Below are 25,316 nucleotides of genomic sequence, written 5' to 3'. Positions count from 1 at the left end.
TTTTGGTGATCTAAGTGGAAATACTTGAAAAATCCGAAGGAATCGGTGCATTGCTGAAAAGTTTTGCGTCCCTTTCCAGAGAATCGCAAAAAATCATCTTTATAGGAACTCCCGGGTTTTGTACTCCTTTTGCAGAAATTGCCGCTTATTCCCTGCGCAAAAGTTCCAAGCAGATGGGATTTGTAGCCAATACTGATATCGAAAAAGCAAAACAACTAATTCCCACGGATATGGGAATGCAACTCGGTGATACAATTGATTACCATGCTGATACCGTAGTGCTGCTTGGCGGGCTTGCCATGCCCAAAATCGGAGTGGAACCAGAGGAATTGAAAAAGACTCTTGAATCAATATATGAGGGCTCGCAAAAGAAACTGCTTATAGGCATCTGTTTCCAGTCGATATTTGAAAAACAGGGATGGACCGATACCCTGAATTTCGATTACATAATTGATTCGGATATGGCAGTGTCCTTGAAGAAGACATGATAACCCTCCTTTACCATATACGTGCGTCCACGACAACATGCCAGACGCCCGGGGAATATTTTTTGATACTGCGACACTCCATAATCTCCACATTTCTCCCCTGCCTTTTTGCTGCCTTTTTAATCTGCCCAATCGGCCTATCAAACATTAAATTTTCAGCCAGTGCTTCATGAAAATGCAATATACCCCCTTTTTTACTTAATGCACCAATTGCAGCAGGCAAATAATCCGCTGTTCCTCCCACATATCCCATGATTACCCTATCAGCAACTCCTTTAGGTGTAACTTCAGCACAGTTGCCATGCAGGGTTTGTACAATATGTTGCACATTATTCAATATGACATTGTCTTTGAGGTAGCCAAAAGAGATCTGGTTCAGTTCAATAGAGTATATTTGTTCAGGTTGGGAATGCACTGCCATGGGGAGACTGAAATAACCAATTCCAGCAAACATATCAACAACGGTTTCCCCACCACCCAGTTTACTCATCCTGTTTTTTTCCCTGAGGTTGCCTTTGGAATACATAACCTCTGTCACATCAAGTTTGAAATAACAGCCATTCTCTTTGTGTATTGTTTCTGTGGTATTACCACTCACAAGCTGTCTTTTTGGTTGCCGTAAACTGCCATTGATACCCAAATCCCTTATAACTGTGTCACAGGAGGGATACATATTCAGTAATTCTTCAGCAATTTCCACTCCCCTATACATTATTTTTTCAGGAATGGTAACTACTATAATGTTTCCAAGGATTTGCCAGCCGGAAGGAATTATTTCCAGTTCCTCAGGATTCATTTTCCCGGTAAGCCTCTTTTTCAGACTCATCTGTTGACGATAGAACTGCGGTTGTTCCTGCCGTTTAACTTCATAACCACTAACAACATCCGTGACTGGAATTTCGACAAAGTTTTCACCTGCAACAATGCGAGATACTAATTTTCGGTTTCTATCCAGCAAACCCCTGGATTGTAGTTTAGATCTTACTTTTTCAGTATCCCTGGCAGGTACCATTACTGCAAAATTTTCTTCCATTTGGTTCATTAAGAGGTCTGTTTTGTTATAAAATTCATTCGGATTGGAGCGAACATTTATATACTTCACTCCCCTTATAATTCGTTTGGATGAACGCTACGAACCGCACGGCCCTTTTTGCTACCAATAATGGTTTCATTGCAATTAACGGTGCCGTTAAATTGCAGATAATGGATTTACTGGACAAAAGGCCATGTACCTTTGATGAAATAGTCCAAACTACAGGGAAAGCCAAATCCACTGTATCAGTACATCTTAACGATCTTAAAAAAGCAAACCTATTGCGGGAATCAGTAGACACGTTGGATAGACGAAAAAAGAATTATAATTTATCCTCAAAATACGTAGCTTGTTCACAAAAACCACTGGATACTCACTACTACCACAGCCTGGAAAATTTCTCAAGCACATTTTCCAGTGAAACTGATTTTTTCCAGAACGTTTTCTGCGCTTTCAAAGCAGGCTTTGAAGCCCAGGGCATTGATCACAATCCTATCGTCAAACACATAGGAAGTGACATCGGCACACAAATAGCAAATACTTTTGAGCAAGGAGATTTCCTTGACAGCCTTGAAGAGGTGCGCTCTTTCTGGAAATGCTATAAACTGGGAAAGGTACAGATCGAAGATACAGATCCTCTTACTATCAAAGTAAAAGATTGTTTTGAATGTATGTCAATGCCTGTTCTTGGTCACCCTATATGCTCTTTTGATGAAGGAATGCTGGAAGGTATCCTATACAAGATCACCGGTGAGAGGCCTTCAATAAAAGAAACAGAGTGTTATGCAACAGGGGATAACCATTGCCTTTTCATCAAGTTATGATTACTTTTCTGAACGGATTACACCCATATCAGCATTGAGTTTTGGCCCGATCTCTGCAACAATACCCGGCCCATCCGTAGTTTCCCTGCATATTACGCAATGTTCCATAATTCCCAATCTTTCAGTACCATAAATATCCCTGCTGTGGCCTGTTTTTTTCAACACTGACTTGAGCTGGGAACGTGTAACTGAATTTACAATAATCCTGTCCGTGGAAGCTTTCTTCCATTCCCATAATTTATCGGCCTGTTGGCCGGTAAACCTTACCTGTTCACCTTCATTTGTATTGACAATTTCCACTTTAACAGGAATATATGGAATAAGACCAAAACGAGTTGCTACCTGGTCCGGACTGCCTGTTCCCAGATTTTTCAGTCCGCTCGCAGTGATAGAAAGCTTTTTACCAATGTCTACAACGATTTTATCTTCTTTTATGGATTGTATGTAGCCACGGTATTTTTTCCCTGCTACAGGTTCATATACTGGTGTGCCATATTTTTCCTTCAGGAAATGAATCGCAAATTCCGCATCATCTCCATCCGCATCTACGGTAACCCACTTATTTTTGGAAAAACCTATTTCCAATTTCATGTCAAGGTCCTTGAGGTCATCTGCGAATTTTGCAGCAATTGCATCAAGGGTCTGTTCTGTATTTGAATACACTTTTATTGCCAGTTCAGTTTGCATATAATCCCGCACAAAAGAAGAAAAAATTATTTTCTGCCCAGCAGTTTATCGAAGACATCTTTGGTGTTACCATAGGCAATGAGGACATCATCATGTATAGGTTCCTCTGAATTCTCAATTGTATCCCCTATCATATGTATTTCCCTGCTGAAAGGACCCAATTTCAATTTAATCCGGTCTTCACTGGCGTTTGCTTCTACCAGTTGTCCGTAGATTTCCTCTATCTTACTTCTTAATTTTTTAATGCGTTCCAATATTTCTTTGGACTCCCTGTTCAGTTCCGTTCCTTCACTCTCTTCTTCCTCTTCAACTGCTTCTACCAGTTCCCTGTACTTTTCAGGAAGATTCTCCCCGAGTGTTATAATAAAATCCCTGAGATTTGTTACTACATCTACACCATATTCTGTCAGTTCTACATATTTTATTCTACCTTCAGATGTGAACTGTACAAGTCCCATATCAGCCATCTTGGAAAGGATTTTTGTAGTATGTGCAAAAGTCGAATTTATTTGTTTTGTAATAACAGAGGCGTACGTCTTTCTAAGAGACCATATAGTAAGGAGTGCCAGGGTTGGTTTTTCCTGAAGGAACAGGTTTTCTACTTCTTCGCGGGACATTAGAAAATCACCTGATGATATCGTGAGAGCTATCTCAACGTCTATTCTTTATATATATGTTTTTGTTGTATATATATCAATACATATTGGAAAGAATTGACTTTATCACACTTAGAGGGGCATTGGTCTTAAAGGACATCCCGCTGAAATGTGTCCTGCTTGCCTCATACCCCTTATCTCTCAGGTCATCAATGGTCTTTTCAATACGTGGAGCTGCCACAGAGAGCTGTTTGCATAGCCTGTGCTGATCATAAAAGAAGGGGATATCAAGTTCATCCAGACAGGCCTGGATTATTTTACAGGCTTTTTTCTTCTTGCCAATTGGTCTTTTTTCAAGTTCTTCCATGACCTTGGAACAAAAAATCCTGTCATGTAACTTTCCAAGCCAGAGAAGGCCTCCGGATTTCATTTCAGTCCCACATTCCGGACATGTTTGTTCCATGAAAACAGAGTAGCCTTTTTTCCATTCACGGTAACTACAATTGCCACAATGTGTGACATAACCCAGCTCCTTAAGTGTCCGATCAGCGTTTTTAGCCCCGCTTTTAATCCCTACATAACCCCTGACATAATGACGCGTGGCGTGAGAGAGCAATACTTCCATTCCTTTTTCATGGCGTGCCAGATGACGGGCAATAGACCCCAGCAGTATCCGCAATCCCATTTCACTGTGATATTCATTGTTAAGTGCAACTGCACCGTACTTACGAATACCGGAATTCAGGTGAGCCCCGCAAAGAGGAGCAGTGTCAGTAGCTGTAACCTCCAGCAAGTGTACAGCAGAGCGACTGGCAGCATCCAGATAGGGAGCAGGACTTCCAAAAGGGTCCAGATCCACGATATTGAATCGTTTTTCATGGAGAAGAGAATTTGCATTTCTACAGGATGTTTCAGCAATGCCGGAAAGGTCATTGAGTTTTATGTTTTGTTCAATAAACTCACAGGCCTCTGTATCCCAGTCATTAAGTGTCGTCCTGAGACCTATCTCATTTGCTATGCGCAACCCCCTGATTCCGGAGGCTGCCATTGCATCCACATAATCGATCTCTGAAGGAGGCCTTTCTTCAAAATCGAAATTTTCCTTAACAAAAACAGAAGTTGCTGCCACAGTAATATCCCGGTTAAGTTCCATATGAGAATTATAGAAAACCGGTGAATTTACAGGCAGTTTGTCTTCAATAGCAGCGGAAGGAACCTCCACTTCGGTGGTCCCTTCAGTTATTTTTCTTGTTTCCATGTCTTCCACATGACATGGTTTTTTTATTTAACCGTAATTGTCACATTCATACCATTCCAGGGAGGAACATAGGCTTTGAATTGGCCGGTTTCATTGAATGTATAGCGGAATGTTTTGCCAAAAGCCAACTTCTGGTCATCCCAAAGGCCTTCTTCACTTTTGATTGTGAAAAGTCTCTTGGGATCGGATTGTTCATTTCTCCAGATAACCGTATCTGTCCTGTTTATTTCCAGTGATCTAGGAATTGCATTGTAGTTTCTCAAAAGAACTCTGTATTCCCGCGGAGTATAATCCTCCAATTCCGTATCATCGGGTTCACTTACATTTTCTTCTCCATTCACATCTTCATCTGTTTGGTTATCTTCATCTGACTGATTATCCTCACCATTTACTGGAACCTGCTCGTCCTGATCCGGAGTATCCTGGGTTGTACAGCCCAATCCCAGCAGGGATATCACAATTAAAAGTATGATTATTTTTTTCATCCGACCACTCCTCTAATTATTGGTTAAATAATAATTATCTTTACAGTTATCAAACTTTCTGGCATAAATGAACAGCAGAGATATCTATTTAAGTATATATGTCAATTTGTGTCGCGGTCATTTTCATTAATATATAAAAGGAGAATTCATCAATGTCTGTAAAAAACCCCCTTGGTGAAAAGATAAGCCAGCTCAGACAATCCAGGGAGATGTCACAGGAAGAACTGGCAAAAGCAAGTAACAACGATGTTGAACTGATAGATAAACTGGAAAATGGAGATCTTGTCCCTTCACTAACACCTCTTTTTAACATTGCAAGAGCCCTGGGTGTCCGACTCGGCACTTTTCTTGATGATGCACCCCAGAACGGCCCGGTGCTTGTAAAATCAGGCAAATCAAAACATGTTGTCCGCTTCTCCGGTAAATGTTCCAATTGCAAAGAGAGTTCACTTGAATTCAACTCACTGGCAGCTGACAAACAGGACCGCCATATGGAGCCTTTCATAATTGATGTACATCCACAAAAAGGAGAACATCCCCTATCATCCCATGAAGGAGAAGAATTCATTTATGTGCTGGAAGGCGATATTGAAATTCTCTACGGAAAAGAAACCTACAACCTTGAAGCCGGTGACAGTATCTATTACGATTCCGTAGTTCCCCACGACCTGCATGCGGTTGATGAAGATGCAAGAATAATGGCAGTTGTATACACACCCTACTAAGGAATTCCTATGTTCACACTGACAGTTACTCCGCGTTTTGGAGATATTGATGGCCTGCGTCATGTAAATAATACTGTAATTCCCGAATGGTTCGAAATGGGGCGAAATCCCATATTCCGGATATTCACTCCCGATCTGGATCTCACTCCGGAAAAGTGGCGACTTATTATGGCTCGCACAGAATTCGATTTCCTGGGAGAGATGTATTTTGATGGGGATGTCGAAATACGCACCTATATTGCCCGCCTTGGTAATTCCTCTTTTACAATCGGGCATGAAGCCTGGCAAAGAGACGAATTAAAAGCAAAAGGAAAAGCTGTAATTGTACATTATGATTTCATGGAAAAGAAGTCTATGCCAATTCCACCTGAAATTCGAACAAGGCTCGAGGAACACTTGATAGAGGAACAGTAAACTATAGGAGCTGGTACTATTCGTTTTGAAAACGAGACTATAACAGATATCTTCGAAGAAATGGTGAAAAAACATCCCAAAAAGGATTTTATGGTTTATCCAGACCGGGATCTTCGTTTTAATTACAGTCAATTCAATGAGCGTGTGGATGACCTGGCAAAGGGTTTGCTTGCCCTGGGACTTAAAAAAGGGGACCACATAGGCATATGGGCCCGCAATGTACCCGACTGGCTGACTTTCCTGTTTGCAGCTTCTAAGATCGGAGCAGTCCTTGTCACTGTAAATACTGCATACCGAAGCCACGAACTTGCTTATGTGGTAAAACAGTCCGATATGAAAGCACTGGCTATAATTGATGGATTCAGGAATGTGGACTATGTTCAGACTGTTTATGACATTGCGCCTGAACTCAAAATACAACAAAGAGGAAATCTTACCAGCCAGGAATTTCCGGAACTGAATCATGTAATCTATATCGGACAGGAAAAACACAGGGGGATGTACAATACCCGTGAATTGCTTCTGCTTGGAAAACATTGTTCTGACGAAAGACTTGCAAAAATAAAGGCATCAACTACCGCTGATGATGTGGTCAACATGCAGTACACCTCTGGCACAACCGGTTTTCCAAAAGGAGTTATGCTGACCCACAAAAATATCCTCAACAACGGTTATTACATCGGTGAGAAGCAAAAATTTACAGAACAAGACCGCCTGTGCCTGCCTGTGCCCCTATTTCACTGTTTTGGGATTGTCCTGGGTGTACTTGCGGCTCTGAGCCACGGGGCTACGCTGGTGATGCTTGAAGTATTTGATCCACTACTTGTACTCGCAGCGGTCCAGAAAGAGAAATGTACGGCCCTCTACGGCGTACCTACCATGTTCATTGCAGAACTCAACCATCCAATGTTCGACATGTTTGATCTGTCATCCCTGCGTACAGGAATCATGGCAGGGTCGCCGTGTCCCATCGAAACCATGAAGAAGGTCATTTCCGATATGCACTGCGATGAGATCACAATTGCTTACGGCCTCACGGAAGCCTCTCCGGTAATGACCCAGACAAGTACCGATGATACCATTGAAAGGAGAGTCAGTACCGTTGGTATAGCAATGCCACAAATCGAAGTTAAAATCGTCGATCCGGATACAGGAGAAAAGCTTAGTCCGGGATAGCAAGGTGAAATCTGTTGCCGCGGTTACAATATAATGAAAGGGTACTACAAAATGCCTGAAAAGACAGCCGAAACAATCGACAGGGATGGATGGCTCCACAGCGGTGATCTGGGGACAGTGGATGAATATGGATACTACAAGATTACCGGACGTATCAAGGACATGATCATTCGTGGCGGGGAAAATATCTACCCAAGAGAGATAGAAGAATTCCTGTACACCATAGATGGTGTCAAGGATGCACAGGTGGTAGGTATCCCTGATGACAAGTACGGTGAGATCGTGGGTGCTTTTGTAATGCTTCAGGAAGGAGCTGCCCTGAGCGAGGAAGACATACGTGATTCCAGTATGCAGAAAATTGCACGGTACAAAGTTCCAAAACACGTATTCATCGTGGATGAATACCCAATGACAGCAAGTGGTAAAATCCAGAAATTCAAGTTGCGTGAGATGGCAACTGAATTACTGGAAAAGAAGAAACAGGAAGAAGAGCAGATTTAATTATCGCTCTTTTTACTTTTTACTCATAAAGCGATATGTCATAATCCAGCGCCGTTGTTTTTTTAGCACATTCACTGCCACTATGTATCATTTCATCTATACTTCTTTTCAAATTGGCAGAATGCATGGCTCCAACTTCCGTTTTTATGAGATTTCCATCACAAAATTAACTGAATCCTCATACTGTTTTGAATACTCTCTGAAATAAGGCTCAATAGCCCTGCAATGAGGACATGTGGGCAGGAAGACCATGACAAGGGTCGGTTCCTTCTGCTTAACAATACCCATCAGTGTACTATCAGTGGCATAAACTATTGGTTGGGCCATCACTTTATTATTTTGTATGGACAAAGATAAAGTTTTCTCGAGCTTAAAGCACATCGCGGGGATAATTATTTTTTCAATTCTCTCTTTCTTTTTGGAATTTGTGAAGAGCGATCTCAATGGTAGTACGCAAGTCCTTTTCAGTAAAAGGTTTCAATATGTATCCATCAGGATCTGTTTCTTTGGCTTTCTTAAAAGTTACATCATCCGAATGGGCTGTAAGATAAACCACCGGAAGAGAAAATCTATCTTTGATTATTTTGGTTGCTTCAATACCATCCATGTCCCCTTTAAGCCTGATATCCATAAGCACCAAATCCGGGAAAGTCCCTTCTACCTTAGTAATAGCATCCTTTCCCGTAGAAGCAACGCCAGAAACAATATAACCCAGGTCTTTCAAACGGCGTTTTATTACCATTGCCACAATAGCTTCATCCTCTACAACCAGTATTCTTGAATTTTTCAATATCACACCTCTTTTTCCCTAAAAGTAATCCTGAAACAGGTCCTGTAATCTGTAGTATCAAGTTCAATATCCCCATCTATCTGGCTTACAAGATTGGAAACAAGTTGTAATCCCAGTGATTCCGTATTTAGGAAGTGGATGTCAGCCGGGAAAGCACCCCCTGAATCTTCAACCTTCAGTATGAATTGACCTGCAGACTTAAAAAAGTCAATGTTAATTTCCCCATACTCACCCTCCATAAAAGCATGTTGCAAGGCATTTGAGGTCAATTCATTGATAATAATACCCAGAGGCACGGCAGAATCCATATCCAGATATAGATTCTCGATATTAAGATGAATTTTGATAGTATCCTCATCAACATTATAGGAGTTGATAAGGTGTTCAACAAGATCTTCGACATAATCTGATAAGTTGAGACTGGTGAGGTTTTCTGAATGATACAGCTTTTCATGAATCAGGGCAATTGAACGTACTCTGTTCTCACTTTGCTTGAAAGCCTCCATAACTTCATCCGACTTGAAATTGAGAGATTCAAGGTAAAGAAGACCGGAGACAACTTGCAAATTATTTTTAATCCTGTGATGAATCTCCTTTATTCGAATCTTTTCCATCTTTTTCAAGGCCTCTTCAGCCTTTTTACGTTCATTGATATCCAGAATGATTCCCTGTAATTTATTTGAATGATTTGCAGAGAAATTACCAATAAAAGTTCTCTCCTCAACCCACTTGATTTCTCTGTCTCGCGTAATAATACGATATTCGTAATTAAATTCCCTGTCACCTCTGTTTACTGCTTCGAGGAGCTGCTGCTCAACATTTCCAAGATCTTCAGGCACTACTATGTCCGCATAGGTAATGTGACCCTTCGTAAACTCATCCTGAGTATAACCAAACTGGGAAATATTCCTGGATACAAATTCTACCGGCCAGTTTTTCTGGGATTTCCACTTGAATACGATGACCGGGCTGCGGTTTACTACATCTTCCATTTCTGCACGCAACCGGTTTGCTTCCTGCAGGCTATCAAGCACCTCGTTGAGTCCTTCCGGAATTTTCTTGAAATCAATGTCTACATCCGTATTTGCCCTGATGTCAAGGTCACCTTCCAAAGCTGAATCCGAAATTGTCCTGAACTCATCCACAATACCGTTTATCCGATTTGTAAATGAAGCTGCGATCAGATATGCCATCAGTCCCATAAAGACGATGGAAAACGTATAGATCGTAAACAACATCGACCGCAAGGAAGCTACGCCTGCAAATATCTCATCCTTGGGGACGGAAATGAGAATTGAATAATTGCCTGTGGAAATGGGTTCATAAAAGACTATCACATCTTTCCCGTTTGACGGATCTATAACATCGACATAACCACTCTTGCCCTTTTCAATATCATTGGCAACCTCATGAAGGGTTGGATTGTCGAATTCCCTGAGCGTTTTTGAACTAATCCAATCCTTCCTTGTGGGATGGGAAACAATAATACCGGTATTGCTTACCATAAACAAATAACCGGTCTCAAAAGCCTTTACACTACTAACCGTATTGTCTACGTATTCCAGACCTACATCCACCCCGCCTATACCTATGAATTCATCTTTCTCAATTATCGGGGAGACATAACTCACAATCAAAGCACCCTGATAAAAATAAGGTTCGGTTAATACATCCTGTTTTGTCCGTTTTGGTAACTGGTAATAATCTGATGTCCTGTAATCAACAAGTGGCTCAACATCTATATCTCCCCCAATCCTGTTCCAGTAGGGAAGAAACCTGCCCGTCCCATCATGGGCTGTAGTATTTATATATCGTTCATCCTCTCCATCAAAGGCATCAGGTTCAAAGCCACTATAGGTCCCTATCAGCTGAGGATTATCCTCAAGTATGCTGCGTACTACATAGCTGGCTTCTTCTCTTGTAGAAGAATCATGAATAGCACCCATTGTGGTGGCTATATCCCTGGCAATCGCCATATTGGATTTCATATCTGCATTGAATTGGTTGGCATAACTTTGTGCCATTTTAGAAGACTGGTCATAAGCGAGCTGCTCCTCCTGAGAAGTAACCGTTGATATGACTATTGAAGATGAAATAGACAGGATTAGAAAGACACTTACTACAATATAAAGAACAAGTTTAAACCTGAGTGACAGGTCTTTCCATACCAAATCACTCACTTCCGTTTATGATTTCAGACAACATCTTATAGGAAACTGAAACCGAAAGGTCACGACAATAAACAAATAGTTGTGTCGCCCACTCAATTGAACCTTCAGTGAAGCTTATTATGTCCCTGTGGTCATACATATGTGATTTATTGAAAAAGCAGAAGTAAGTAAAATCATCACCAATAGTCAATGAAGGAATGTAGTCGTTTTCCCGGAAAAGCCTGATATCAACATTTGCCCGCTCGATCAGTTTTTGCATATCTGAAGGCGATTCAGCCAGTATCCTTTCCATTACAGAACCTGTAAAAATCAATTCCAGGTTCTTGCCTGCAGAAGAAATGGAATTAAAAACTTCAATATGATCAGGATGGAAAAAAGAAATCAGACATTTAATATGATTGGATTTGAGTATATTTGTATGCAACTGCGGCTGCAGATCATACATGTGGTCAAGATCGGGTTCAATGACTTCAACTGCACCCAACTGACCTATATTTTCCAGTAAATGGTGGGGAATTACATCCATGTCACGTGTTTCCCAGTAAGATTCTTTTGAATCAAAAACATCAAGCATACATGCAAGTGGTGACAGGTTTTCAACTATTAAGCGCCCGGTAGTCGTAAGATCATAGATTCCCTCATCATCTTTGGAGACAAGACCTGTTTCCCGTAATTTTTTGATTTGAGGAAGAATGGAAGAAGAGGTGACATTAAGGTGCTCTTTTACCTTCTTTATGTCAGTGGGACCTTCAAGCAAAAGCAAAAGGAATCTTTCCCTCTTGTCGGAAAGAAATATAGTGTCAATCAGTTCCTGTGGAGCCATCTAATATCCTCAACTTTCAATCTTTTCACAAAGAGAGCAATAATAGTCGAAAAGCTCATCTCCCCATTTAAGGGCACTCTCATCAAAACTCATTATATCTTTATGATCATAACGTCCGTTTTTATCAAGAAAACTTATGTAAGTAAACCTATCCGATGTGTCAAGGCCAGGAGGTCTGCTATTTTCCGGAAAAATATACACATGAATATGCGGAGCCCTTATAAGGCGGGTCATTTTAGAATCACATGAATGTTTCATTCTTTCAAAAACAGGTGGTGTCATAATCAAAGACATGCTCTCTGCATGTTCCATTAATTCACAATAAATATCAGGATATTCCGGTCGGTAAAAAGAGATTATCGATTTTATATTTTTGGACTTGAGCAGGTTTTCAGTGAATTCCCGGGGAATTTCAAAGGTATGATTTAAGTCAGGTTCAATCAAAAGATAATTCCCAAGTTCATACAGCCTGCGAAATAATTTTGGTGGTAATTCACTTAAGTCATGTGCTTCCAGATATGTATCGTCATTGTTCACCATCTCTATCGTATTCAAGAGAGGAAGCATTTTCTCAACGATTAGTCCCCCGATAGTGGAAAGACAGTATTGTTCATTCTCTTCAACTATCAGGTACTTCTCTTTCAGTTTTTTGATCTGGGGCATCATGCCCCTAGAAGTCACATTCAGAGATGTCTTTATCTGATCGATGTTCCTGGGGCCTTCCATTAAAAGAAGCAAGAGATTCAATCTCTTATCGGAAAGCCAAACTGTATCACTTAGCGAAGAACCCATTATATCAGCATAGCTGTTGGAAGTAGATATTATTAATAGTTTCTGTATAAAAAAGGAAAAAACAAGATCGGTATATGATACCGATCTTGACCACTGGTCTTAGAATACCAGACCCAGTTCTTCGAGTTTCTTCTTTGCACCGTCATAGACCTTTACGTATTCCTCGGTCGGTGTAACGGTTGCAACATCATAGCATTCCTGGAAAGTCTTGCCTGCAGGTGCGTTGGCATAATCGCCTTCATAGCTTGCTACAAGTTTATCCAGAATCTGGTTGACAGTATTGATATCCATACCAGCGGTTGCACGTGCAACTTCTCCCATCATACGGGCTTCCATACCGGTTGTCTTGTCAGTGATGACACCCTTTGCGGCTGCAACACCGGACAGGATCTCACGGCCGGATGCGGTATCGGTCATGGACTGGGCTGCAGCCTCAAGCAGGCACATCTCGGTGCATGGACCGGCACATGGATAATACTGGTTACCGGACATAAGGTCTGTGAACTCGGAGATGGTGGCACATGCCCAACCTGCGATCATAAGGGTCTCGCGGGTGTTGGTGGAACCCCAGCGGATGTGGACCGGACCATCAAGGTGCCAGCTGGCACTGCTCATGACCATGGAGTTGAGGTGAGTTGCGACATCGACAATGGTTGTTTCCTCAACACCGCCGGCGTAACCACCAAAGATAGGCATCTGTTCATCCATGATGATGTCACTGTTACCCTTGTAGTGGGCAATGACAGCGATTGCGTCAAGATCGATCTTGAGTTCGTTCAGCTGGGAGACTTCGTGACTGTCGTTGGAGTTCATACCACCGACACAGTCTGCACCGATGTTACCCTGTGCTGACAGGGAAGTCTCAGGGCCCTAAACAGCCATACCTGGACGACCTGCCATGGAAGCGGCGGTCCTGATCTGGCGGGTTTCGGATTTGGATGCAAGAACTTCGTAAGGACTGCCGGGGACAGGAGATTTGCCACGGGCAGAGGTCATTACACCATTGACGATTGTGTCACATTCTTTCTCAAGAGCGTAACTCATGTGCACAGGCATGAAAACCTCTTCGGAAATTGGGGAACCGGTTGGACCACCCTGTACGATTGGCTTTCTCTTGTCGCCTACTTCACGTTTTTTCATGTAGACTGCGTCACGACCACTGCCAAGCTGGAATTCCCTGTGTGGGTTGTTGATTGCATCCCAGATCTCGTCTTCTGTGTATTTGACGATACGATGGGTGTCGGTACACCAGATACCACAGTCCAGAAGCATCTCGAAACCGGCTTTAAAGAGCCTTTCCATCTGGTCCTTGTCGGTTGGAACGAATTCCTTGCCAAAGTCAAGATTGTATTTCTGCTTCAGTTCCATTGCCTTCATTGGAATGGTCATCAGATCCCAGTCATCCTGGGTGCATTTCTCACCGGTCTGGGCACGGTCATAAAAATCATAGCATGTTACGGATTTGGTAAATGTCATAAATTATCCTCCCGGTTTTATTTTTTCATTAATTCAAGAGCCACATTGGCTGCTTCTGCTGCGTTTTCTGCTGTTGCGTCAGCACCGATTTCCTTAATCCAGGAATCTGTGACTGGAGCACCACCGAACATTACTTTTACAGAGTCACGGAGACCTTCTTCTTCAAGCAGACGCATGACGTCTTTCTGGCCGAGCATGGAAGTGGTCATAAGGGCAGAGCCGGAGAGCATAAGTTTCTCGCCTTTGTGGGCTGCTACTTCTTCGATGACCTTGTCGTTGGGTACGTCAACACCCATGTCGATAACGGTGAAACCGTTTGCACCGAGCATGGTTGCAACAAGCCTGTGACCGATATCATGGATGTCACCTTCCTGAACGAACTTGATGCAGGTTCCGACAGATTCTGCAGTTTCATCCTCTGCAAGGATTGGATCAAGAATTTCCATGGCGGCTTTCATGGCCTTGGCAGACATCATTATCTGGGGAAGGTAGACTTCGGCGGCTTCGAATCTGTCACCAATGATCTTCATACCGACAGAAAGACCATCGTTGATGATCTCAAAAGGAGTTAAACCTGCATCCAGGGCTTCCTGGACGAGGGGGCCAGCACCATTGATGTCCTGGTTGACAATCGCATCTCTGAGTTTATCATACATTTCCTGTTTTCCCATTAAATCACCTTATTTACATATTATAGATAACCAGCGTGTCCTTAAAGGAAACTATTTGCCGGTTAACAACTACTAAGAACCTGATTATTTATTTTATATAAATGTTTTTAGTATCGAACATAACTATTTATACTTAAAAACGCAATCAAAAGACATGGCAAAAAAAGAAATGTATCCTATTAAAGAAAAGATGAGCATGGAAAGCCTGGAAAAAAGGATAAGATACATAGAATACCTTACGAAAGTTTTGACCCGTTTGTACTTCATAAGATATCGATACAAGGGTTTTTCAGTGGAAGAATCTGCAAAAAAAACAGGCGTCACAAAAAGGGTTGGTTACATATGGCAGAGAAGATGGAACCGGGATGGATATCCCGGATTATTTCCCAAATATGGTGGTGGCAGACCTTCAAAACTCAGTGAAGAACAGAAGTACGAACTGAAAAATATACTTCGGGAAAAAAAGAAATGGAAAACTTCTGATGTACAGGCAATTATAAAAGAAAAATTTAATGTGGATTATTCATCAAAACAAGTAAAAGTGATTATTGATTCCTTATCCTAATAGTATACGAAGTTACGTAATATACAGAATAACATTAATTAAAAAGTAGGATTGCTGACCAAGTCAAATTAAATATATACTATAAATAACCTATTAAAATGCTCTAAATTGTACTTTATTTAGTATAATAGTAATATGGGAAGAGGAAATTTTTAAAATAACTTTTTACCTCTCCAGAAGTTATATTCATAAAACCTGGATGAAAAATAATGAAGATGGACCCACGCTGTACTTACTGCCTTCTTTCAAGAGTACACTATGAAGCAGAACTTGCAACAGATGACACAGATAAAATATACAGGGCAATTACAGAGTGCATGGATGTGATACGAGACACCTACAAGCCGGACGTTGCCGCAGGAGTGGTGTCAACAGCCGTACACAGGAAAGCCTATGAAATAATTGAAAACAACGATCCATACTATAACTTAAAGGAACTTAGTAATAATACGGCAATGCAGGTATATCCTGCTGCTAAAGACCTTATCTATCAAAATGGACCTTCACTGGAAGAAGCATTCAGAAGAGCGATACTTGCAGCAGTTATAGGGAACTATTTTGACTTTGGAGTAATGGGTTTTGATGTTGGAGAAGATGTTTTTGATGAAACATTCAGGAACGTCTTTTACAAAGGACTTGACGTTGACGATACATCCGAAATGTTCAAAATGCTTGATAATGTTATATATGTGGCTGACAATTGCGGCGAAATTATTCTTGATACATTTGTTTTCGATATCATCAAAAAAGCAGGAGGCAACATCACACTTGTTGTGCGGGGAGAACCTATACTAACCGATGTGACTATGGAAGACGTAAGGCAACTCAACCTGGAAGATAAAGTCGACAGGGTTTTGACTACAGGCTGTAATGCAATCGGAGTTGCTTTTGATGAGGCACCGCAAGAATTACTAGAAGCCTTTGACAAAGCAAGTCTTATTATCAGCAAAGGTATGGCAAATTACGAAACCCTTTCAGAAAGAAAAATGGGCCCCATTGCTTACCTGCTGCAGACAAAATGCGAAAGTGTTGCACAGGACATGGGTCTTGAGAAAGGTTATTCGGTTGCCAAACTCATGAGGTGAAGTTATGTGTGAACTAAAAGCGGTTCTGGAAAGGAGAGAAGGAAATAGAGATATTATTATGGAGTCAACTACACATGTAATTGTGGAAGGAGAAGTAATTGAACTTACAGGCATATTCGGTGAAAGAGAAAATGTGCAGGGCTCTATAAAGGAAATCGATTTCTCAAAGGGAGAACTTATAATACTCGGAAATGATTAAATATCAAAACCGGGGGAATAGGAGCAAATCCCTTTAACTGTATATATAGCCGACACTACAGGGAAGGTACATAAAATGACAGTCAAAGTTGCAATAAACGGTTACGGAACCATTGGAAAGAGAGTTGCAGACGCTGTAAGCGTCCAGGACAACATGGAAATTATTGGAGTAGCAAAGACCCGCCCTAATTTTGAAGCTTTTATGGCAAAGAAAAAGGGATATGATGTGTTTGCACCTGAAGATAGAATTAAAGGGATGGAAAATGCAAACCTTGAGGTTGAAGGTTCCATTGACGATATGCTTGAAAGGGCAGATGTCGTTGTAGACTGTACACCCGGTGGAATTGGTGAAAAGAATAAACCAATTTACGAAAAAGCAGGCGTCAAAGCTATCTGGCAGGGCGGGGAAGACCACGAACTTACAGGTTGTTCATTCAATGCACAGAGCAATTATGAAGAAGCACTCGGAAGAGATTTTGTACGGGTGGTATCCTGTAATACGACCGGTCTATGCAGGGTCATCAAACCTCTTGATGACAAGTTTGGAGTAAACAAAGCAAGAGTGACCCTGATGAGAAGGGCTGCTGACCCGGGGGACATCAAGAAGGGACCAATCAATGCTATTATTCCCAATCCCATTAAACTGCCTTCCCATCACGGACCGGATGTCAAAACCGTCCTCTCAGGTATTGATATTACTACTACAGCTGTGAAACTTCCTACGACCCTTATGCACCTGCACACTGTCAACATGGAACTAAATAGCGAATGTACGGCAGAAGAAGTAGAAGCTTTACTGGCCAAACAATCCCGTGTGCGTTTTGTCGGACAGGGTATCACTTCCACGGCTGAGATAATGGAAATGGCTCGTGATATGAACCGTCCAAGATGTGACATGTGGGAAAACTGTGTATGGAACGAATCTATCACGATATATGAAGGAGAACTGTACTTCTTCCAGGGAATCCACCAGGAATCAGATGTAATTCCCGAAAATATCGATGCAATACGTGCTATGATGGAAATCGAAAAGGACGGAACAAAGTCCGTAGCAAAAACTAACAAAGCAATGGGTATCTAATACCCATCTTTTTATGCAATCGATACAAAGCCTCCTTGAAGTGTGCAACCATGCTTCAAAAGAGGCTAACGAATCCATAAAAGACCTTGTCGGAAAAAGAAAAGCATACAAATCCGTATACATGGGAGCAGATGGAACCCGTACAAGGCTGATCGATGACAGGGCTGAAAAGGCAATTTTTGAAGTGTTGAAAAGTTATGGCAATTGCCGCATCCTCAGCGAAGAGTATGGAGAATACATTCCTGATAAAAAAACTGAAATCACTTTTGTAATTGACCCTCTTGACGGCACATATAATGCAGCCCACGGAATCCCGTTTTATTCAACTTCTATTGCTGTTGGCAATGCGGATCTTTCTTCAATCTACTTTGGATATGTTAAAAATCTCTGCACAGGCGATATATACCATGCATATAAGGGAGGAGGAGCATATCTAAATGGCAATCCGATAAATACATCCAACAGAAAACTATTAAAAAATTTCAGTGTCAGCCTTTATGGTTACCATAACAATGTAGAAGATACCCTGGAGCTTTCCAGAAAAGTAAGAAGGGTTCGAATACTGGGAAGTGTGGCCCTGGAACTCTGCTATGTTGCCTGCGGCAAACTTGATGCTTTTGTAGATATCAGGAATTCACTGAGGCTGATTGATGTTGCTGCAGGAAAACTTATCCTTGAAGAAACAAATGGAAAAGTAACCAACGGAAAAGGTACAGAGTTACACCTTCAGGATAGTGTTGTAAACAGGCTTTCCATGATAGCATCAAACGGACATGCCCACAGGGACATACTTAATTTTGTGGGGAGAAAAGATGAAAGTAAATAAAATCGGTATAGCCTCCAAATATGATAGTCCGGAAGCCCTGGAAATGGTTGAGACTATTGTGAAAAGGTTTACTTCGCAAACTAAAATTGTTCTGGATGAAGGGTCTTTTGACATGTTAAATCTTCCTGAAACGGAACGATTGCCCGTGGAAGAAATGAAAGAAGCAGGTGTCAACCTGATGATTTCAATCGGAGGAGACGGAACTGTGCTGCGCAGCATATCCAGGATGGATGATCCACTGCCACTTCTGGGAATTAACATGGGCATGCTGGGTTTCCTTGTGGATGTGATGCCTGAAGAGGCAATTCCTACAATCGAGAAAGTACTGGAAGGATTCGAATATACCGAACGTTGTCGTATTGCAGTCAACCTCAATGGTGAAGAGTTACCCTGTGCAACAAATGAAGTTGTACTGACCACAGCCAGACCTGCCAAGATACTGACATTCCGGGTGACGGTTGACGAGTGTATGATAGAAGAGTTCAGATCCGACGGAGTAGTAATCGCTACCCCCACAGGTTCCACAGCCTATGCTATGAGTGCCGGGGGGCCTATTCTGGACCCCAGGGTCAACGCTACCCTCATAGTACCTCTTGCACCCTTCAAACTTTCAGCCCGCCCCTGGGTGGTACCTTCTGACAGGCCCATAAAGGTCGAAATAACTATTCCGGAAAAGGAAGCTGCGGTTGTTATTGATGGACAGCATACTTACACAATGAAAAAAGAAGATACCGTTTGTCTTACAAAAGCAAAAAATCCCGCTCGTTTTGTAGTGACTGAACGTAGTGGTTTCTATGAGAAAGTGCAGTCAAAACTTCGATGATGCAAACACATATCTTTAAATATAAAAGTAAAGATAGGACCGGATAGCGATAACATGGCTCCAAATAAAGAGTATTCCAGAAATGAAATGATGGATTTTATTGATATCGAACCTCTTGATATAGAAATATGTGATGTGACCCTCAGGGACGGCGAACAAACTCCCGGTGTTGCATTTACCAAAGAAGAGAAAATGGACCTGGCAAATGAGCTGGATGCGATTGGTGTCGAGGTTATTGAAGCAGGATTTCCTGTTGTTTCTTCTTCTGAAAAAGAGACCATAAAGGAAATTAGCAATATGGGGCTGGATGCAAAAACATGCTGCCTAGCCCGGTCCATCATAGGGGATGTCGATGCTGCTATTGATTGTGATGTCGATATCGTGAGCATATTCATAGCTCTTTCAGACCTTCACTTGAAACACAAATATCACCGATCATGCAGCGACGTACTGAGTTGCTCAATGGAAGCAGTAGAATATGCAAAAGACCATGGACTTAAAGTCAGGTTTGCCGCAGAGGATGCCACGCGTACACCCATACCCACCCTACAACATGCATTTCAGGAAGCGGAAAAATACAATGTTGATTATGTAAGCATCGCTGACACCATCGGAATATTGAATCCACCTACTACCAAATACATGGTTGAAAAGGTAAAAGAAAAGGTACATACACCCATATGCATTCACTGTCACAATGATATCGGACTTGCCACTGCAAATACTTTAGCAGCAGCTGAAGCAGGGGCAAAGCAACTACATACCACCGTCAATGGTATCGGAGAAAGAGCAGGAAACGCTCCTCTTGAAGAAGTACTTGTAGCCCTTCGTGTCCAGTACGGAATCGAAAACTACGATACCACACATCTTAACGGTCTTGCTAGAAAAGTCGAGGATTATTCCGGCCTGACAACTCCCGTAAATAAAGCTATTGTGGGCAAACATGCCTTCACACATGAATCCGGGATACACGTCATGGCAATCCTGGAAGAGCCGCGGACTTACGAACTCTTTTCCCCGGAAATGGTTGGTGGGGTCCGAAACCTTATAGTCGGTAAGCATACAGGCTTGAAGGCCTTAAAAGGGATAATAAAGGATATGGGAAATTCCCTTGAACATGAAGAATTATGTGCATTAATGGAAAAAGTAAAGAATTGTACAGAAATCAAACGCGGAATTTCAAGACCACGCCTGGAAGAAATGATCGATGATATTAGGTCCTGTAAAAGAGATGATGAATAATTCAAGACATCTCTTCTTCAGGTATCGAAACCTCTCCTGTATTCAAAATTACAACATAGTCAGAAGAATTTCTAAGGGCAGTTGAAAATCCAGGTTCTACACCAAAGATTATAGTTTCTTTCCCGTGTTCATTTGCTTTATTCAACAAGGGTTTAAAGTCGGCATCCCTTGTCACAAGTGCAAGAGTATCTATATTGGGATTATGAACAAGATCCATTCCCTCAACAGCAAGCCTTACATCCACATCGCTTGAGCAAATAACAGGCTCGAAACCATTGTTTTCCACGGCTTCTACAAGTTTATTAGACGCATACTGATTAAGGAAAACACGTCCTATCTTGACATTACCATACTCTTTCAATACATCCCTTATTTCTTCTAAATTTACATCAAATTCCTTTCTCAGGACATTGGGGCCATCTACAAGAAGTCCAATACTCCTTCGCCCTACTTCCTTTTTAGTACTCAGGTATTTGACTATGGAATTAAATCCGGTTTTTACATTCTGCATATTGCCTCTTATCGCAGGTATAAACATTATAATAATAAATATGTGCAATCACAGTATCAGCAACAATTAACCATAATTACAAATAATGACTATAATAACAACTAAGGACCTGCAAACCTTATAATCTTTCAGCAAGCAACCATTCATTTACATTCTTTTTGGAATATGAATCATCCACAAGTACGAAATAGTTTTTGTACCTCCTTCCTTCTTTCTTTCTCCTGTACCTAATCTCCCCCCTGTATAAGAGAAATTTGTTGAAAATATCCTCAAATTGCATTCTTTCGTCATTTGTCAACTCAATGATAGATTGACCATCACGGTACCAGTTATACACCCTTAAAACAAATACTTCTCTTATTCTTTTTAATCCTTCGGCCTGTTCAAAAGCGTCAAAGTATAAAGTCTTTCTAATTTCAGGTGACCAAGCTGCAATTTTTTTTTCAATATCAATAAACTGCACGGGAATTTCTTCCCCTTCACGAGGCCTGGGATATAGTAAAGAAAGATGCTTGGTGGAGCCCAATATCACCACCGCCTGTAAAAGGAACCCCGGGAAACCTTTAGGTTCTTCTTAAGTCTGCGCCCCACGATGATGCCGACAAAAACTCCGCTCAAGTGGGCTGCATGAGCTATCATGTCCCCGGAAATATTCATGTACATGAAAAATAGGTCCACAATCACAAAGAGTATTAGAGCAGATTTGATAGTCATTGGGAAGAAAAAAACATATACGGGCAAATTTGGTTCAAGAATTGCAAGGGTTGCAAAAACACCCATTATTGCCCCACTGGCCCCGACCATCGGGTAACTGGTAGAGGTCGTTGCGATGAAGCCCAAAGCTGCAACTATCCCGGAAATAAAATACAGGTAAATAAACATTGAATTGCCAATGCGCCTCTCCAGTATCCGGCCAAAGAAATAGAGAACAAGCATATTGAAGAACAGGTGACCAAGACTTGCATGGAGAAACATATGAGAAATCAAAGTCCAGGGTCTGGATAGGATATTACCCGGTTCAAGCTGGAATAAAGTGTAATAAGGCTGGCCCAACAGGAGCTCCAGGAAAAATGAAAATATACATATAATTATTATGGCCATTGAGGGGCTAGCATAAAAGGAGCGTTTAGTCCTGTTAAATGCACTCCCGGCCGCACCTTTTGCAGCACTTTTGGTGGCTTCTTTAAAAAAATCCTTCACTATTTGATCTGTACCGGAAGTACTGCGGCCTCTGGTACCACTATTTCCAGCTGCATTTCGTGCAGAGCTGGAACGTGTTCCATCGTCCAGGCCTTCACAGCCATGTCTTTCAGGAAGACGATGATCAGAACAAAATGTTTTGCCACAGTAGCGGCATGTATACATCACTGGCTCTTTCTTACCACATATCCAGCATTGATTATCCAAAATATCCTCCTACCTAAACACATATGCAAAAGTAAATAAATCTATTTCCATAATCAGAAAGCAGGTTGAATTAACAGCGCAAACACACAAAAAGAATTATCTATTATAATCATGATAAATACCAGAAAGACTTATATATTGGATATACATTAGTTATGACACAGTCCACTACTGTATAAACTATTAACTTTTTATCAAACTTTAACCTCCCATCAAAGCTATCCGTTTATAGCAATGGGACACCAGGAGGACAATACATAGATGAGTGAACTTAAAACAGGGACATTCTCTGTCAGCGACCTGGAAAACGTCCAGATCAACATCGGAAGCATTGTAGGTGCTATCGAAAAAACAGCCGCTGAAGAAGGAGAAGTCGGGCCCACCATAAAACCAAATATCTCCGGACTGAGGGATTGGGACTATAAGCTTCTTGAGAGATATAACGCAGTCTACACACCTATGTGTGACCAGTGTTGTTATTGTACGTTCGGTACCTGTGACCTTACCGGGAACAAGGAAGGTGCATGTGGTATCAACATGGAAGGCCATAACGCCAGGGAATTCATGCTGCGTGTGATTACAGGAGCATCAGCTCACTCCGGTCACGGAAGACACCTGCTCCACCACCTCATAGACAAATACGGGGCAGATTACCCGCTTAAAGTTGGACAAACAAATATAATTGCTCCTAATGTCCAGATGGTAACAGGCAAAAAACCTGAAACTCTCGGCGATCTTGAAGACGCCCTGGGTTATGTGGAGGAACAACTCGTTCAGCTTCTTGCATGTGTCCATATGGGACAGGAAGGAGAAGCAATCGATTTCGAATCCAAGGCAATGCATGGTGGTATGCTCGATCATGTAGGAATGGAAGTGTCCGATATCGCACAGATTTCCTGTCTGGAAATGCCAAAATCTGATGAAGAATCACCACTGTCCGAAATTGGTATGGGAACCATCGACTCCGAAAAACCTGTGCTGCTTGTAATCGGCCATAACGTTGCCGGAGTAACTGACATTATAGACTATATGGAAGACAATGACCTGACCGAAAATATGGAACTTTGTGGTCTGTGTTGTACTGCTCTGGACATGACAAGATACAGGACCGAAGGAGGAGACGTGCCAAAGGCCAAGGTTGTCGGAACCCTTGCCAAGGAACTCAAGATGATACGCTCCGGTGTTCCTGACGTTATTGTTGTCGATGAACAATGTGTACGCGCTGACGTGCTAAGGGAAGCACGGGAGCTTATGATGCCTGTCATCACAACCAATGAGAAAATCATGTATGGGTTGCCTGACAGGTCCAAAGATGATGTTGAAGATATCATCGATGATCTCAAATCAGGCAGAGAAGATGGTGCCCTGATACTTGACTTTGAAAAACTCGGTGAAGTTGCCCCCAGACTTACACAGGAAATGTCAAAAATTCGCAAGGAAAAAGGTGTCGTATCCCTACCTACTGAAGAAGAGTTCAACGAACTTACCTCCAGATGTGTACATTGCCTTGCATGTGAACTCGAATGCCCAACTAACCTGCCAATCAGCGATGCAATGACCGCTGCTGAAGAAGGTGACCTCAGGCCTTTCGAAATACTCCATGACAAATGTGTAGCCTGTGGCAGATGTGAACAGGCATGTCCAAAGGATATACCTGTCCTCAACGTAATTGAAAAGGCATCCCAGAAAGTAATCCGGGAAGAAAAAGGCACCGTTCGTGTCGGACGTGGCCAGATCAGTGACCCTGAAATCCGTGAAGAAGGTGTCAACCTTGTTATGGGTACCACACCAGGCATCATTGCAATGGTCGGATGTTCAAACTATCCAGATGGAACAAAAGACCTGTACCGGATAGCAGATGAAATGCTGCGCCGTAACTACATCGTCCTGATGTCCGGATGTTCCGCAATGGACCTTGGCATGTACCAGAACGAAGACGGAGAAACACTTTACGAGAAATATCCTGCAAAGTTCCAGAAAGGAAACCTTATCAACGTGGGCTCATGTGTTTCCAATTCCCACATTACCGCTGCTGCCATCAAGGTTGCTGCGATATTTGCACAACGCAACATTACAGGAAACTACGAAGAGATAGCCGATTATATCCTAAATCGTGTTGGGGCGGTTGGTGTAGCATGGGGAGCATATTCCCAGAAGGCATCTTCAATTGGAACCGGTTGCAACAGGCTAGGAATCCCTGTAATTCTTGGCCCTCACGGTTCAAAATACCGTAGAGCACTCATAGGTAAACCCTATGAAGAAGATAAATGGAAGGTTCTGGATGCAAGAAACGGGAAAACAATGGATATACCGGCAGCCCCGGAGTTCTTGCTAACAACCGCAGAAACCATTGATGAAATGATGCCTATGCTTGCAAAGAACTGTATCCGTCCAAGTGACAACAATATGGGCAGAATGATCAAACTTACGCATTACATCGAACTCAGTGAAAAATATCTGGGAATAATCCCTGATGACTGGTATAAGTTTGTCAGAAGCGAAACTGATCTGCCACTTGCAAGACGTGAAGAATTGCTGAAGAAACTTGAACAGGAGCTTGGATGGGAAATCGACTGGAATAAAAAGAAGATTGTATCCGGTCCTACCAGTAAACTGGATGTGTCGGCCCAACCCACCAACGTGGAAAGATTGTGTAAGGAGGCTTAAA

Annotated in this window: 26 protein-coding genes and 2 pseudogenes; 13 read left to right on the top strand and 15 right to left on the bottom strand. The window is 42.0% G+C overall.

Features of this window, described 5'->3' with window-relative positions:
- Positions 1-14 precede the first annotated feature (14 nt).
- Positions 15-488, top strand: a complete 474-nt coding sequence (locus tag BHR79_RS07930) for a DUF2124 domain-containing protein (RefSeq protein WP_072561827.1) — start codon at positions 15-17, stop codon at positions 486-488.
- A gap of 10 nt (positions 489-498) precedes the next feature.
- On the opposite strand, the gene BHR79_RS07925 is transcribed toward BHR79_RS07930, so the two are convergent.
- On the bottom strand, positions 499-1,521 hold the full coding sequence (locus tag BHR79_RS07925) for a class I SAM-dependent methyltransferase (protein WP_072562349.1): 1,023 nt from the start codon (positions 1,519-1,521) through the stop codon (positions 499-501).
- Between the two features lie 89 nt (positions 1,522-1,610).
- Between BHR79_RS07925 and BHR79_RS07920 the strand changes: the two genes are divergently transcribed.
- The gene (locus BHR79_RS07920) at positions 1,611-2,345 is read left to right on the top strand and encodes a V4R domain-containing protein (protein ID WP_072561826.1); all 735 of its coding nucleotides are present in this window, start codon (positions 1,611-1,613) and stop codon (positions 2,343-2,345) included.
- Here the strand turns inward: BHR79_RS07920 and BHR79_RS07915 are convergent, their stop codons facing one another.
- From BHR79_RS07915 to BHR79_RS07900, 4 genes are all read right to left on the bottom strand, one after another.
- Positions 2,346-3,032 (bottom strand): DUF2110 family protein, encoded by a 687-nt coding sequence (locus tag BHR79_RS07915; protein WP_072561825.1) that lies wholly within the window; start codon positions 3,030-3,032, stop codon positions 2,346-2,348. It abuts the gene before it with no gap.
- A 26-nt stretch (positions 3,033-3,058) separates the two neighbouring features.
- Positions 3,059-3,649 (bottom strand): MarR family transcriptional regulator, encoded by a 591-nt coding sequence (locus tag BHR79_RS07910; protein WP_072561824.1) that lies wholly within the window; start codon positions 3,647-3,649, stop codon positions 3,059-3,061.
- Positions 3,650-3,725: 76 nt separating this feature from the next.
- Entirely contained in the window at positions 3,726-4,886 is a 1,161-nt protein-coding gene (locus BHR79_RS07905) for a tRNA (guanine(10)-N(2))-dimethyltransferase (protein WP_072561823.1), read from the bottom strand.
- A 23-nt stretch (positions 4,887-4,909) separates the two neighbouring features.
- Positions 4,910-5,371, bottom strand: coding sequence for a cupredoxin domain-containing protein (locus BHR79_RS07900; RefSeq protein WP_072561822.1), 462 nt, complete (start codon positions 5,369-5,371; stop codon positions 4,910-4,912).
- A gap of 152 nt (positions 5,372-5,523) precedes the next feature.
- Here BHR79_RS07900 and BHR79_RS07895 point away from each other — a divergent pair, with 152 nt between their 5' ends.
- The 3 genes and pseudogenes from BHR79_RS07895 to BHR79_RS07885 all read left to right on the top strand — a co-directional run bounded on the left by BHR79_RS07895 (position 5,524) and on the right by BHR79_RS07885 (position 8,187).
- On the top strand, positions 5,524-6,096 hold the full coding sequence (locus tag BHR79_RS07895) for a helix-turn-helix domain-containing protein (RefSeq protein ID WP_072561821.1): 573 nt from the start codon (positions 5,524-5,526) through the stop codon (positions 6,094-6,096).
- A gap of 9 nt (positions 6,097-6,105) precedes the next feature.
- Complete coding sequence (locus tag BHR79_RS07890) at positions 6,106-6,510, top strand: acyl-CoA thioesterase (RefSeq protein ID WP_072561820.1); 405 nt, start codon at positions 6,106-6,108, stop codon at positions 6,508-6,510.
- A 60-nt stretch (positions 6,511-6,570) separates the two neighbouring features.
- Positions 6,571-8,187 (top strand): annotated as a pseudogene (locus BHR79_RS07885) (AMP-binding protein).
- 144 nt (positions 8,188-8,331) lie between these two features.
- Here BHR79_RS07885 and BHR79_RS07880 read toward each other — a convergent pair.
- The 7 genes and pseudogenes from BHR79_RS07880 to BHR79_RS07845 all read right to left on the bottom strand — a co-directional run bounded on the left by BHR79_RS07880 (position 8,332) and on the right by BHR79_RS07845 (position 14,910).
- The gene (locus tag BHR79_RS07880; RefSeq protein ID WP_072561819.1) at positions 8,332-8,514 is read right to left on the bottom strand and encodes a thioredoxin domain-containing protein; all 183 of its coding nucleotides are present in this window, start codon (positions 8,512-8,514) and stop codon (positions 8,332-8,334) included.
- Between the two features lie 73 nt (positions 8,515-8,587).
- On the bottom strand, positions 8,588-8,977 hold the full coding sequence (locus BHR79_RS07875) for a response regulator (RefSeq protein WP_072561818.1): 390 nt from the start codon (positions 8,975-8,977) through the stop codon (positions 8,588-8,590).
- Between the two features lie 2 nt (positions 8,978-8,979).
- Entirely contained in the window at positions 8,980-11,157 is a 2,178-nt protein-coding gene (locus tag BHR79_RS07870; RefSeq protein ID WP_234970480.1) for a histidine kinase dimerization/phosphoacceptor domain -containing protein, read from the bottom strand.
- Entirely contained in the window at positions 11,150-11,971 is an 822-nt protein-coding gene (locus BHR79_RS07865; RefSeq protein WP_072561816.1) for a helix-turn-helix transcriptional regulator, read from the bottom strand. The genes BHR79_RS07870 and BHR79_RS07865 overlap by 8 nt, the downstream gene beginning before the upstream one ends.
- A 9-nt stretch (positions 11,972-11,980) precedes the next feature.
- Complete coding sequence (locus BHR79_RS07860; RefSeq protein WP_072561815.1) at positions 11,981-12,763, bottom strand: helix-turn-helix transcriptional regulator; 783 nt, start codon at positions 12,761-12,763, stop codon at positions 11,981-11,983.
- 99 nt (positions 12,764-12,862) lie between these two features.
- Positions 12,863-14,239: pseudogene (locus tag BHR79_RS10420) on the bottom strand (monomethylamine:corrinoid methyltransferase).
- Between the two features lie 17 nt (positions 14,240-14,256).
- A complete protein-coding gene (locus tag BHR79_RS07845; RefSeq protein WP_072561812.1) occupies positions 14,257-14,910 on the bottom strand; it encodes a methyltransferase cognate corrinoid protein in 654 nt (217 codons plus the stop codon).
- 154 nt (positions 14,911-15,064) lie between these two features.
- Between BHR79_RS07845 and BHR79_RS07840 the strand changes: the two genes are divergently transcribed.
- The 7 genes from BHR79_RS07840 to BHR79_RS10530 all read left to right on the top strand — a co-directional run bounded on the left by BHR79_RS07840 (position 15,065) and on the right by BHR79_RS10530 (position 20,730).
- Complete coding sequence (locus BHR79_RS07840; protein ID WP_072561811.1) at positions 15,065-15,475, top strand: helix-turn-helix domain-containing protein; 411 nt, start codon at positions 15,065-15,067, stop codon at positions 15,473-15,475.
- A gap of 209 nt (positions 15,476-15,684) precedes the next feature.
- Positions 15,685-16,560 (top strand): damage-control phosphatase ARMT1 family protein, encoded by an 876-nt coding sequence (locus BHR79_RS07835; protein ID WP_072561810.1) that lies wholly within the window; start codon positions 15,685-15,687, stop codon positions 16,558-16,560.
- Between the two features lie 4 nt (positions 16,561-16,564).
- The gene (locus BHR79_RS07830; protein WP_072561809.1) at positions 16,565-16,759 is read left to right on the top strand and encodes a CooT family nickel-binding protein; all 195 of its coding nucleotides are present in this window, start codon (positions 16,565-16,567) and stop codon (positions 16,757-16,759) included.
- A gap of 75 nt (positions 16,760-16,834) precedes the next feature.
- Positions 16,835-17,839: a type II glyceraldehyde-3-phosphate dehydrogenase gene (locus BHR79_RS07825; protein ID WP_072561808.1), complete on the top strand. Its 1,005-nt coding sequence runs from the start codon at positions 16,835-16,837 to the stop codon at positions 17,837-17,839.
- Positions 17,840-17,852: 13 nt separating this feature from the next.
- The gene (locus BHR79_RS07820; protein ID WP_072561807.1) at positions 17,853-18,665 is read left to right on the top strand and encodes a bifunctional fructose-bisphosphatase/inositol-phosphate phosphatase; all 813 of its coding nucleotides are present in this window, start codon (positions 17,853-17,855) and stop codon (positions 18,663-18,665) included.
- Positions 18,652-19,488 (top strand): NAD(+)/NADH kinase, encoded by an 837-nt coding sequence (locus BHR79_RS10535; RefSeq protein WP_091829111.1) that lies wholly within the window; start codon positions 18,652-18,654, stop codon positions 19,486-19,488. Before BHR79_RS07820 ends, BHR79_RS10535 begins: the two co-directional genes overlap by 14 nt.
- A 54-nt stretch (positions 19,489-19,542) precedes the next feature.
- Positions 19,543-20,730: a homocitrate synthase family protein gene (locus BHR79_RS10530; RefSeq protein WP_091829114.1), complete on the top strand. Its 1,188-nt coding sequence runs from the start codon at positions 19,543-19,545 to the stop codon at positions 20,728-20,730.
- Position 20,731: 1 nt separating this feature from the next.
- Here BHR79_RS10530 and BHR79_RS07810 read toward each other — a convergent pair whose 3' ends face one another.
- The 3 genes from BHR79_RS07810 to BHR79_RS07800 all read right to left on the bottom strand — a co-directional run bounded on the left by BHR79_RS07810 (position 20,732) and on the right by BHR79_RS07800 (position 22,648).
- On the bottom strand, positions 20,732-21,241 hold the full coding sequence (locus BHR79_RS07810) for a TIGR00288 family NYN domain-containing protein (RefSeq protein WP_072359716.1): 510 nt from the start codon (positions 21,239-21,241) through the stop codon (positions 20,732-20,734).
- Positions 21,242-21,359: 118 nt separating this feature from the next.
- Entirely contained in the window at positions 21,360-21,773 is a 414-nt protein-coding gene (locus tag BHR79_RS07805; protein WP_240632175.1) for a hypothetical protein, read from the bottom strand.
- The gene (locus BHR79_RS07800) at positions 21,770-22,648 is read right to left on the bottom strand and encodes a rhomboid family intramembrane serine protease (protein WP_072561805.1); all 879 of its coding nucleotides are present in this window, start codon (positions 22,646-22,648) and stop codon (positions 21,770-21,772) included. Before BHR79_RS07800 ends, BHR79_RS07805 begins: the two co-directional genes overlap by 4 nt.
- A 261-nt stretch (positions 22,649-22,909) precedes the next feature.
- Between BHR79_RS07800 and cdhA the strand changes: the two genes are divergently transcribed.
- Complete coding sequence (gene cdhA, locus BHR79_RS07795; RefSeq protein ID WP_072561804.1) at positions 22,910-25,315, top strand: CO dehydrogenase/acetyl-CoA synthase complex subunit alpha; 2,406 nt, start codon at positions 22,910-22,912, stop codon at positions 25,313-25,315.
- The last annotated feature ends 1 nt before the right edge of the window (position 25,316 follow it).

Source organism: Methanohalophilus halophilus (assembly GCF_001889405.1).
Taxonomy (GTDB): Archaea; Halobacteriota; Methanosarcinia; order Methanosarcinales; family Methanosarcinaceae; genus Methanohalophilus; species Methanohalophilus halophilus.
This window is presented reverse-complemented; position numbering and strand designations above follow the sequence as displayed.